This window comes from Rhizobium sp. NPDC092011, assembly GCF_044756305.1.
In the GTDB taxonomy this organism is placed as follows: Bacteria; Pseudomonadota; Alphaproteobacteria; order Rhizobiales; family Rhizobiaceae; genus Rhizobium.
The window spans coordinates 326,044-337,277 of sequence record NZ_JBIVSO010000005.1 but is presented as its reverse complement, the minus strand read 5'-3'; the positions used below and the strand labels follow the sequence as shown (position 1 = coordinate 337,277).

Here is an 11,234-nt window from a genome sequence, read left to right as displayed (position 1 = left end):
GGAACCGGTTATTCCGGCATCGAAAACCCCCTCTTCTTCAAGGACAACACACGCATGTTCTACGGCGACGCTAAAAATAGCATCGATCGATTGCTTCAGCTTCTTCCGTCAAAGATGGCGGCCTGATTGATGACGCCCAATCATTACCCCGTTTCGAAAGCGACCAGGCAGCGCGCGCTGATCGATCAGGCCAAGTACGAAAAGTGGTACGAGGAAAGCATTGAAAGCCCGGACAAGTTCTGGGGCAAACACGGTAAGCGCATCGACTGGTTCAAGCTCTACACCAAGGTCAAGAATACGTCCTTTACGGGTAAGGTCTCGATCAAGTGGTTCGAGGACGGCCAGACCAATGTCTCCTACAACTGTATCGACCGTCACCTGAAGACAAACGGCAACCAGACTGCCATCATCTTCGAAGGCGACAATCCCTACGTCGACAAGAAGATCACCTATAACGAGCTATACGAGCATGTCTGCCGCCTGGCGAACGTGCTGAAAAAGCATGGCGTCAAGAAGGGCGACCGCGTCACCATCTACATGCCGATGATTCCGGAAGCGGCCTACGCGATGCTCGCCTGTACGCGCATCGGCGCGGTACATTCCGTGGTCTTTGGCGGCTTTTCGCCGGAAGCGCTCGCCGGCCGCATCGTCGATTGCGAATCCACCTTTGTCATCACCTGCGATGAAGGCATTCGTGGCGGCAAGCCGGTTCCGCTGAAGGACAATACCGATACCGCAATTCACATTGCTGCCCGTCAGCATGTCATCGTCGACAAGGTGCTCGTCGTTCGCCGTACCGGTGGCAAGACAGGCTGGGCGCCCGCCCGCGACCTCTGGTATCACCAGGAAACTGCTACGGTGAAGGCCGAGTGCCCGCCGGTGAAAATGAAGGCGGAGGATCCGCTTTTCATTCTTTACACGTCGGGCTCGACGGGCAAGCCGAAGGGCGTGTTGCACACGACAGGCGGTTATCTCGTCTATGCATCGATGACGCATGAATATGTCTTCGACTATCACCCCGGCGATATCTACTGGTGCACGGCCGATGTCGGCTGGGTCACCGGTCACTCCTATATCGTCTATGGGCCGCTGGCGAATTGTGCCACCACACTGATGTTCGAAGGCGTGCCGAATTTTCCGGATGAGGGCCGCTTCTGGGAAATCATCGACAAGCACAAGGTCAATATCTTCTACACGGCGCCAACGGCGATCCGTTCCTTGATGGGCGCCGGCGATCATTTCGTGACGCGCTCATCGCGCGAAAGCCTGCGTCTGCTCGGCACCGTCGGTGAGCCGATCAATCCCGAGGCGTGGGAATGGTACTACAATGTCGTTGGCGACAAGCGCTGCCCTGTTATCGATACATGGTGGCAGACGGAAACCGGTGGCCACATGATCACGCCGCTGCCGGGCGCGACCGATATCAAGCCCGGGTCGGCTACGAAGCCCTTCTTCGGGGTCAAACCGCAGCTCGTCGATAACGAAGGCAAGGTGCTGGAAGGTGCAGCGGACGGCAATCTCTGCATCACCGATAGCTGGCCCGGGCAGATGCGGACGGTCTACGGCGACCATGAGCGTTTCATCCAGACCTATTTCTCCACCTACAAGGGCAAGTATTTCACAGGTGACGGCTGTCGTCGCGACGAGGACGGTTATTACTGGATCACCGGCCGCGTCGATGACGTTCTGAACGTTTCCGGCCATCGCCTCGGTACGGCTGAAGTCGAATCGGCGCTCGTCTCCCATAATCTTGTCTCGGAAGCTGCTGTCGTCGGCTATCCGCATCCGATCAAGGGTCAGGGTATCTATTGCTATGTCACCTTGATGGCGGGCAATGAAGGCTCGGACGAACTTCGTCAGCAACTGGTCAAACATGTGCGCGCTGAAATCGGCCCGATCGCTGCACCGGACAAAATCCAGTTTGCGCCTGGCCTGCCAAAGACCCGGTCCGGCAAGATCATGCGTCGCATCCTGCGCAAGATTGCCGAGGACGACTTCGGTTCGCTCGGCGACACCTCGACGCTCGCCGATCCGGCCGTCGTCGATGACCTGATCGCCAACCGGCAGAACCGGATGGGCTGATGACGGAGGAGGGGTGATTGGGTTGTTTCTCCGAAGCCAAGTCACCAGCGCTCAACCCACCCGTTGATCTACCAGCGTGCCGTCACGTTTTCTGCTTGCGATTTGCAAAAGATGGGTCCTGTCTCCAGTTCGCCGAGCGAGACAGGAACCGGTTTTCCTGTTCTTCAGTATGTTGACAGGTGTCGGCAAGGGCGGTTGGTCAACGCGCGCGTCCCATGATCAAATCACTTTGGTGGCTTCGTCGAACTCAAGGCCTTTATCGACTACATCCATTTCGTTGCGAGCCGAACGACATTATTCCCTCAAAAGCCGTCACGCGCTCTGTTGGCTGAGACGTTGGCGTTAAGGGGCGACATGGCCTTCGGGATCATGCATGCTTGGAATGAAATCCCTCAAATTTCCAACAAAGTAGTTCCGCATTCCCACGACGGAGAGTACTTAATGTTTGGAGAATCTGCTCCAAGTGCATCATGGCCAGTTTTGAGGGGAGGGGATCAGCTACCCGCTTGCAAATGTGCCATGAACACTTCGGTTGGTGTCTTATAGCCCAGGCATTTTCTCGGTAGGTTGTTCAGATGGTGAGCGAGTTGAACCAGGGCCGATTGCGGCACCTCGGCCAGGTCAGTGTCGCCTGGCATGAAGCGGCGGATGCGTTTGTTGGCGTTTTCGACCGCACCTTTCTGCCAGGGTGCACTGGGATCGCAGAACCAGCTGCGCGCACCTATGCCATCTTCCAAAGCCCTGAAGCCGGCAAACTCCGTGCCGCGATCAAAGGTGAAGCTCTGACGTGCGAAGGCCGGCAAAGGAGAGAATGTTTCGATGATCTTGTCCATGATCGGGCGCGAGTGGCGGCTGGCGTTCTTGAGCATGACGGTGTAGCGGCTCTTGCGCTCGACCAGTGAGGTGAGGTTGGCATGTCCGAGTTCGCGTTCGAAGATCAGGAGGTCGCCCTCCCAGTGACCAAACTGCGTCCGATCATCAATAAAATCAGGCCGTTGCGATATTCGGTGACTGGCTGGAAACACGCTGTTTCGCGGCTTCCTCGATCCACGCGGGCGGCGTTTGCGGCGCGCCTCGGGCAGATATCGATAGAGGCCAAGCCCGTAATCTTCCTTGCTGTAGATGAAGCGGTAGATGGTCTCGGCGCAGATGCGAACCAGGCTGACGCTGTCGGCCAGCAGACGGCCGGCAATCTGCTCCGGTGACCAATAGGCCTGCAGTTTCTCAATCACCATGCGACGCAAATGCGGATGGCGACGGAGCTTTCTCAAGCGTCGACGCTGCTCTTTGGCGATGTCATCAGCAACTGTCGAGAAGTAACCGCTGTATTCAGGAAGCTCGTGATCCCGAAAGGTATTGCGACGGATCTCACGGTAGATGGTCGAGCGGTGGCGGCCGAGCTGGCGCGCCATCTCATTGATCGAAACCTTGCGCTCGACAAGATGATGAAGGCGGCGCCGATCGGCGAGGGTCAATTGCTTATAGCAGCGAGACATGGCAAAATCTCCAAAGCGAAACCATTGAAATCATTGGCATGTCGCACTTGGAAATGGAATGTACCGTTACGATATAACATATCGCATAAGATAGCTTATGGAACTTTGCCGACCTCGCTATTGTCCTCGTGCGTCTGGTCCAGCTGCTGGCGGCTCCGCTTTGTCCTGTTGGCGGCTATCTACGATGTACCTTCAGTGCTTTACTGATTTGGTCGTCGGAAGCGTTATCCGACGACCACTATTATCCTACATCTGGCATCCCCCCGCATCGGTCGCGAGTTCATAGGTTTAGACTTGGATGCTCACGTCGAAAAGCTCTTAGCCACGGAGCTTGTCGTGGATAGTCGCTCCGACTATCTCGGCGGTAGCGCAAGACAAAGTCCAACCCAAATGTCCATGTCCAGTGTTGTAGAATACATATGGGCGGCGCCCCACTCCAACGCGTGGAAGCATATTTGGCATCATCGGCCGCAATCCGCTCCAGGGAATAACGCGATCGGTGTTCATGGCAGGAAAATGCTTGCGCGCCCATTTGACCAAAGGCGCGATCCGGTCGGCGCGAATGTCTAAGTTTGTGCCATTGATTTCAGCCGTGCCCGCGATCCGGAAACGATCCTTGCCCAAACGGCTAGTGACAATTTTCGCTGCGTCGTCCAAAAGGCTAACCCAAGGTGCAGCGTCCTGCGAGCCGTCGTTGTCGTTCAAGTTGATCGTGATCGAATAGCCTTTCACAGGATAGACATTGACGCGATCACCCAACATCGATGCGAACCTCCGGCTTGCGACGCCTGCGCAGATCACGACCGCATCAAAACCGGAAATGCTCTCTTGGATGCCGTGGTCGGCACTTGCCGGATGCCATTCGACAGCCGCACCGTTGCCTTCTGGCCTAAAACCGACGACGTTTGTACCAAGTCTGAATATCGCGCCCATATTTTCGCAGGCCCTAGCGAGTCCACGTGTGAACTTATGTATATCTCCCGTAGAATCAGATGGCGTAAAGAAACCACCGTAGAACGCCCCCTGCAATGACGGCTCGATCGACCGAATTTCTAAGGGCGTTACCGGCCGCCGATCGAGACCCGCTTCGACAAGAAGTTCGTTCACTGCCATCGCATGCCGAAAACTTTTCTCGTCATTGTAAAAATGCAGGATTCCGCGATTTTCATAATCAAAATCGATGCCTTCGCGCTGCGCAATATCGAGCATGTGATGACGGGCCTGGATGGCGAGACGCGCAGTGTCGATCGTATTTAGCCGGTAGTTCGGAATTGCGGCGACAAACTCGGCGAGCCAGCTGTATTTAGACCATGAAGGTCTGAGGCTGAGAAGGAGTGGTGCGTCGTTCCGCAGCATCCATTTCATGCCCTTCCAAAGTGTCGACCAATGATTCCAGACTTCGGCATTGCTTGCGGAAAGCTGGCCGCCGTTGGCAAAGGATGTCTCCATTGCTGGATAGGCATGACGATCGAAAACCGTTACGCGATATCCGCGTTTCAAGAGAGTGTAGGCAGTGGTAATGCCGGTGATGCCGGCCCCGACGATGGCTACGTGTTTCATAGTTTGTCTCCACGGACAGTTGTCTTAGGCTCTGGGCCTTCTTCACCCCCTCTGTCCTTGGTACCTGAGAGCTTCCCGCAAGCGCGGTATCCCCTTCGGTGGGCACAAGTGCCACTCTCCAGATTTTCCGGCTGTACGGTCCTTTTGCCTGAGAGTTTCCGGGGGGAATTGCTCCGTCGGCGCCTTTGCAGATCTCTTCCGAACAGCTTGTAGGAACTTTGCAACCTTCGTTCGCGCAGCAGCAGAGCCGCGATCAGAACCGGTGGTGATCAAATAACCCCGAGTTCGCGGCCGGCTTCGGCAAAGGCCGCAATCGCCCGCTCGACATCCGCCGTCGAATGCGCCGCCGACATCTGCGTGCGGATACGCGCCTGTCCCTTCGGCACGACCGGGAAGGAGAAGCCGATCACGTAGACGCCCTTCTTCAACATCGACGCTGCCATGTCTTGCGCGAGCTTCGCGTCGCCGAGCATGACCGGGATGATCGCATGCCCCTCGCCGGCAAGCGTGAAGCCGAGCTTGGTCATTTCCGAGCGGAAAAGCGTGGCATTGGCCGTCAGCCGCTCGCGCAGCGCATCGCCGTTCTCGATCAGATCGAACACCTTCAGCGAGGCAGCGGCGATGACAGGCGCCAGCGTGTTGGAGAAGAGATAGGGGCGCGAGCGCTGCCGCAGCCATTCGACGATCTCGGCCTTGCCGGACGTATATCCGCCGGATGCGCCACCGAGCGCCTTGCCGAGCGTACCGGTGATGATATCGACTCGGCCTTCGACGCCGCAATATTCCGGCGAGCCGCGGCCATGCTTGCCGACGAAGCCGACCGCGTGGCTGTCATCCACCATGACCATCGCGCCGTATTTTTCGGCGAGATCGCAAACGCCCTGAAGGTTGGCGATGATGCCATCCATCGAGAACACGCCGTCCGTCGCGATCAGCTTGAAGCGGCTGCCCTCGGCCTTCTTCAACTCTTCTTCGAGTGCTGCCATGTCATTATTGGCGTAGCGGAAGCGCTTCGCCTTGGAGAGGCGCACACCGTCGATGATCGAGGCATGGTTCAGCGCATCGGAAATGATTGCATCCTCTTCGCCGAGCAGCGTCTCGAACAGGCCGCCATTGGCATCGAAACAGGAGGAATAGAGGATCGTGTCCTCCATGCCGAGGAAGGAGGAGATGCGCGCTTCGAGCTGCTTGTGCTCTTCCTGCGTGCCGCAGATGAAACGTACCGAGGCCATGCCATAGCCGTAGCGATCGAGCGCCTTCTTGCCCGCGTCCGCCAGTTCCTCGTTATCGGCAAGGCCGAGATAGTTGTTGGCACAGAAGTTCAGTACGCGCTCGCCGGAGGCAACGGCGATTTCGCCGGCCTGCTTCGACGTGATGACGCGCTCGGATTTATAGAGGCCGGCATCCTTCAGGGACGCGAGTTCGGTGGTGAGATGTGAAAGAAAAGCAGAGGACATTTTCGCTTCCAAGTAAACATTTTGGTCGGTAGCCAAACCTGCAGGCCAAGTCGGCGAAGATTAGCCCACAGATGTACACGCGGCTCTCTGTTATTGCCGCTCGAAGACGACCTTGCGGGCGAGCCAGCAACCAACCGTTAGGCGATTGACATTGCCCGCATCATCGCGTTCGAAGACGAGTGTCCAATCCCCGGGCGGATTGGAATCCATCGCTCGTTCGTTAGGCATCAGCCAGACATCCGGGCCAATGGCATAGATCGGCTGCATGGCGCCTTTGCCGAGGAAGCCCTCGAAGGCTACATAAATCTCGCCACCGGACGACGCACACACGAGGTCGGAGCCTAGTTCCGTAGAGTGAAATCGCCCTTCTATATCCTTCCGGGCGTCGCCGTCGATCTTCTCAAGCTCGATGAACAGGTTCTCGTCTGTCCGCGCGAGCCTGATCACGCCACCAGATTTGCGTTCGAGCGTCATCGCTCCAGAGCGCGCAATGCCGTCCGCTTCAACTTCCATGATGTCCGGCAGCGTGGCGAAACGTGCCTTCATCCGCCCATTCCCAAAGGCGCTGAGGCTTAACGACAGTTTTGTTTCCCAATCTAGGTAGTTGCCGTACCATACAGGATCGACCTGCCGTTCCGGGCTCGGTTTGGGCAAGAAACCCAACGCCGCTTCGATAATGCGGTTTGCCGCCTCGTTGGAATTGGCCTGGTGATTGAACATCACAACGACTGAGATTCGCTTGGACGCAGCGTAGCGCCGTTGCAAACTCCAACCGCGCAACGCGCCACCATGCCCGGAAACTTCAATGCCGTGAATTCTATTTTTCTTCAGTCCGAAGCCGTAACAGGCAGGCGCGCCATCGATGTAGAATGTCGGTGCCGAGATTCTATGGTAAATGCTATCGGGATCATGGCGTGTCTCATCGATAAAGTGTTCCCATGCAATCATATCGTCGAGGCATGCGTTGACGCCGGAATCGCCCGCAAGCGAGATCCGATTGACAGCCGGGACGAAGCCGGTCGCCATGCTGCCTTCATAGCCGACGGCATCGCCGGGAAAACGTCTGGATTCAGTGCACCATTGGGCGGTCTTCATGCCTGCAGGTCCGAAGATGCTCTCGGCGACTAGGTCTCCGAGCGACCGGCCGGTGTATTCAGCAACTATATTGGCGAGTAAGCGGAAATTGCCGTTTGCATAAGAATATTGCGATCCCGGATCAAAATGCGTCGAGGTGGTCCGTGACAGAAGGGTTCTAGCGTCTTCCGGGGTGAACTCGCCTTCCGGCACGGCACCACAGAGGACGGTCAATGCCCAATAGTCGCGCAAGCCCGACTGATTGTTGCAAAGATCGGCGACGGTTGGCCGCTGTCCTCCCATCGATGGAAGATGACGCTCCAACACTGGCTGAAGCTTGGAGGGGTCGCCAATGGCAGCCAGGATTGCACCGCAAGTAAACTCTTTGCTGATCGAGCACATTGGCATCAACGTCGCTGCAGTCATGGGAATGTGGCGCTCTAGATCTGCGTAGCCCCAAGCGTGACGGGCAATCGCCTTGCCATCCTGAAGTACTGCGACTGCGCCGCCGGGGCCGCGATAAATGGCGGGCAGGGATTCGAGCACTTCGTCTAGCAGGGCGTTTCCGGTTTGGAACATTGACGTCTCCATCGAAAGGATTTGAAGGAAAGTATTTTTCGCAGGGAATCAGCTGACGAAATGACAGCTGGCAAAATGCGTGTCGCTGAGCTTTTCAACCGGTGGCTCGGTCGTGCAAATGGGCTGAGCCATTGGACACCGCGTACGGAACCTGCATCCTGATGGCAGAGCGAGCGCGCTTGGAACCTCTCCCTGAAGAATCGGCGGTCTATTGCGTTTTTCAGCAAGAAGCCTTGGCATCGCCTTTATCAAACTGATCGTGTAAGGATGCTTCGCGTTCGCAAAGATTTCGTCAGTCTTGCCGATTTCCATTACCCGTCCGAGATACATGACGGCTACCCGATCCGACACATGCCTGACGACCCCGAGTTCATGCGCGATAAAAAGCATGGTGAGACCAAGTTGCTGGCGCAAATCGTCCAAAAGGTTGAGAACCTGCGCCTGGATCGATACATCAAGCGCCGCGACCGGCTCGTCGAGAACAAGCACCGAAGGCCGAACAGCCAGCGCCCTTGCCAATCCAACACGCTGCCTCTGTCCGCCGGACAATTGTCGCGGGCGCCGCTCGGCGAGCGTGGGGGAAAGCCCGACGACGCTCATCAACCGCTTCACCTCGTCGGTGATTTCACTCGCTGGTACAACATGGTGAAAAGACAGGACTTCTGACAGTGTTTGACGGATGTTCAGGCGCGGATTGAGCGAGCCGTAGGGGTCCTGAAAGACCATTTGCATGCGCCGAGGCAATTCTCGCGTCTGCTCCTCACTGAGGCGTGCCAGATCCTCACCATCCAGAAACAAGCGACCCCCGGCCGGTTTGTTCAGGCCCATCAATGCCCTGCCGACCGTGCTTTTGCCGCTACCGCTTTCACCCACAAGGCCGAGCGTTTCACCAGACGCAATCTCGAAGCTCACTGCGTCGACTGCACGGATCGTGTTGCTAGGTTCTCCCTTTAGAAGAGCCATGAGCGTCTGATTCAGATTGAAGACCACCGAGAGGTGATCGACAGCAACCTTTGCTTTGGACAAGGAGCCATTTGGGGTGATCGCCGGCATTTCGATCCGGCTCATCTGTCGACGTGTGAGACCGTCACTCATCATTCCATCTCCACGTTCTTCTCTCGGGTCGGAAAGAGGCAAGCTGCCTGCTGACAGGAGGCGACGTCAAAAAGCGGCACGAACTGCCTGAGGCATTCGTCCCTCACATTTCCGCAACGCGGAGCGAATGCGCAGCCATCTCCAAGCCGTGTCAGATCTGGCGGCTGACCAGGTATCGGCGACAGCCGCTCGACGCCGCCATCGATGTGGACCATCGAATTCAAAAGACCGCGCGTATAGGGATGAGCGGGTGCGGAAAAAATCCGCTTCACCGAGGCTTCCTCGACGATGCGTCCCGCATACATCACGGCGACCCGATCGCATGTTTCGGCAATGACGCCAAGATCATGCGAGACGAGTACCAGGGCCATTCCCATTTCCGCCTGAAGGTTAAGAAGCAGGGAGAGAATTTGGTCCTGTATAGTGACGTCGAGGGCGGTTGTCGGTTCGTCCGCGAGAATGAGGCGAGGACGTCCAGCAAGGGCAAGCGCGATCACCGCTCGCTGAAGCATGCCTCCGGACCATTGATGCGCATAGTCATCCACACGTCTCGCCGCAGCCGGAATTCCGACCTTCTCAAGAAGTTCGATGGCGCGCCGGCGCGCCGTCGTGCGGTCGATTTGATCGTGCTGGCGCAATGTCTCCATGAGCTGGTCGCCGATCGTCCAAACGGGATCAAGGCTGCTCATAGGGCTCTGAAAGATCATCGATATGCCGCCACCGCGAAGACGCCGCATTTCGCGCTCCGGCAGTGACAGCAATCCCTTGCCTTCGAAGGAAAGCCGGCGGGCGGTCACGTCAGCATTCAAAAGGCGCAGGATCGCGCGACAGAGCACGGACTTGCCGCTTCCGGACTCTCCCACGATACCTACTGTCTCGCCCGGCATGACGACGAGGTTGACGTCGTTGTTGGCAAGGACCTGCCGGTTTTTTGTGCCGAAGCGAACGTTCAAGCCGCTAACCTCGAGCAGAGGTTCTTTGGCGATAGGAGTAATATTCGTCATGCATGCGCTCCATTCCGAACGCCAAGACGCTGGGCCAGACCGTCACCGATCAGGCTGAGTGCAACGCCGGTGTAGACGATAACAAGACCAGGCATCGCACAGATCCACCAAGCATCGAGGATGAACTCTTTGCCTTCCGCGATCATCGATCCCCATTCGGGCATCGGCGGCTGCGCCCCGAAGCCGATGAAGCTCAGCCCTGCAAGCATCAGGATATTGAGGACGAAGTCGGACAGAGAATATGCCGCGGCAGAACCTATCGTATTCGGCAAGGCGTGCGAAAACAGGACCCTCCGTTGAGGAAAGCCGAGAACACGAGCGGCCAGCACATAATCCTTGCCGCTTTCGACCAGCATCTCCGCCCGGACGAGCCGCGCATACATTGTCCATGAGCCGATGAACACCGCGATGAAAATATTCTGGAGCCCAGGGCCAACGACAGCGACGATAATGATAATCACCACCAGAAACGGAAAGGCGATGACAATATTGATGATCATCGACACCAGGGAATCAAACCAGCCGCCGCGATATCCTGCATAGGCACCGATCAGTACACCGCAGGCCATCGGCACGTAAGTCATGATGAACCCGGCGATGAGGTCGATGCGGGCTCCGTACAGGACGCGTGAGAAAATATCTCTGCCGATACTATCCGTGCCGAAGAGATGCATCAGACTGGGAGGCGTCATGATCGCATCAAAGTCCTGTAGGTCCGGATCGTAAGGGGCGATCCACGGCGTTGCCACGACAGCAATCACCAGGACCGACATCAGCACGGCGCCGATTATCAACGTTACCGGCCAGTTGCGCAGTTCATTTAACACAAGCCTTGCCACGCCGTGGCGTGATGGTTCCGGCAATATCTCGTCCGTGATGTCAGTCAT

At 57.0% G+C, this 11,234-nt stretch carries 9 protein-coding genes and 1 riboswitch; of the genes, 2 read left to right on the top strand and 7 right to left on the bottom strand.

Annotated features, from left to right (window positions below; all coding sequences use genetic code 11):
• Both ACIQJ2_RS22745 and acs read left to right on the top strand, forming a co-directional pair.
• Positions 1-126 (top strand): NAD(P)(+) transhydrogenase (Re/Si-specific) subunit beta (locus tag ACIQJ2_RS22745; protein ID WP_400672192.1); only part of this gene is annotated, 126 nt, incomplete at its 5' end.
• Positions 127-129: 3 nt separating this feature from the next.
• Complete coding sequence (gene acs / locus ACIQJ2_RS22740) at positions 130-2,082, top strand: acetate--CoA ligase (protein ID WP_400671794.1); 1,953 nt, start codon at positions 130-132, stop codon at positions 2,080-2,082.
• 494 nt (positions 2,083-2,576) lie between these two features.
• Here the strand turns inward: acs and ACIQJ2_RS22735 are convergent, their stop codons facing one another.
• From ACIQJ2_RS22735 to ACIQJ2_RS22705, 7 genes are all read right to left on the bottom strand, one after another.
• A complete protein-coding gene (locus ACIQJ2_RS22735) occupies positions 2,577-3,578 on the bottom strand; it encodes an IS30 family transposase (RefSeq protein WP_400671796.1) in 1,002 nt (333 codons plus the stop codon).
• Positions 3,579-3,896: 318 nt separating this feature from the next.
• Positions 3,897-5,138, bottom strand: coding sequence for a D-amino acid dehydrogenase (locus ACIQJ2_RS22730; RefSeq protein ID WP_400671798.1), 1,242 nt, complete (start codon positions 5,136-5,138; stop codon positions 3,897-3,899).
• A 126-nt stretch (positions 5,139-5,264) separates the two neighbouring features.
• Positions 5,265-5,349: riboswitch (glycine riboswitch) on the bottom strand.
• Between the two features lie 58 nt (positions 5,350-5,407).
• Complete coding sequence (locus tag ACIQJ2_RS22725; protein WP_400671801.1) at positions 5,408-6,595, bottom strand: glycine C-acetyltransferase; 1,188 nt, start codon at positions 6,593-6,595, stop codon at positions 5,408-5,410.
• 90 nt (positions 6,596-6,685) lie between these two features.
• A complete protein-coding gene (locus tag ACIQJ2_RS22720) occupies positions 6,686-8,248 on the bottom strand; it encodes a D-aminopeptidase (protein WP_400671804.1) in 1,563 nt (520 codons plus the stop codon).
• Between the two features lie 48 nt (positions 8,249-8,296).
• A complete protein-coding gene (locus ACIQJ2_RS22715; RefSeq protein ID WP_400746598.1) occupies positions 8,297-9,301 on the bottom strand; it encodes an ABC transporter ATP-binding protein in 1,005 nt (334 codons plus the stop codon).
• A gap of 41 nt (positions 9,302-9,342) precedes the next feature.
• Complete coding sequence (locus tag ACIQJ2_RS22710; protein ID WP_400671809.1) at positions 9,343-10,347, bottom strand: ABC transporter ATP-binding protein; 1,005 nt, start codon at positions 10,345-10,347, stop codon at positions 9,343-9,345.
• The gene (locus tag ACIQJ2_RS22705) at positions 10,344-11,234 is read right to left on the bottom strand and encodes an ABC transporter permease (RefSeq protein WP_400671811.1); all 891 of its coding nucleotides are present in this window, start codon (positions 11,232-11,234) and stop codon (positions 10,344-10,346) included. The genes ACIQJ2_RS22710 and ACIQJ2_RS22705 overlap by 4 nt, the downstream gene beginning before the upstream one ends.

Excerpts from the sequence above, each read along its gene's own strand:
- acs (WP_400671794.1), top strand. The coding sequence starts at position 130 with ATGACGCCCAATCATTACCCCGTTTCGAAAGCGACCAGGCAGCGCGCG.
- ACIQJ2_RS22735 (WP_400671796.1), bottom strand. The coding sequence starts at position 3,578 with ATGTCTCGCTGCTATAAGCAATTGACCCTCGCCGATCGGCGCCGCCTT.
- ACIQJ2_RS22730 (WP_400671798.1), bottom strand. The coding sequence starts at position 5,138 with ATGAAACACGTAGCCATCGTCGGGGCCGGCATCACCGGCATTACCACT.
- ACIQJ2_RS22725 (WP_400671801.1), bottom strand. The coding sequence starts at position 6,595 with ATGTCCTCTGCTTTTCTTTCACATCTCACCACCGAACTCGCGTCCCTG.
- ACIQJ2_RS22720 (WP_400671804.1), bottom strand. The coding sequence starts at position 8,248 with ATGTTCCAAACCGGAAACGCCCTGCTAGACGAAGTGCTCGAATCCCTG.
- ACIQJ2_RS22715 (WP_400746598.1), bottom strand. The coding sequence starts at position 9,301 with ATGCCGGCGATCACCCCAAATGGCTCCTTGTCCAAAGCAAAGGTTGCT.
- ACIQJ2_RS22710 (WP_400671809.1), bottom strand. The coding sequence starts at position 10,347 with ATGACGAATATTACTCCTATCGCCAAAGAACCTCTGCTCGAGGTTAGC.
- ACIQJ2_RS22705 (WP_400671811.1), bottom strand. The coding sequence starts at position 11,234 with ATGACTGACATCACGGACGAGATATTGCCGGAACCATCACGCCACGGC.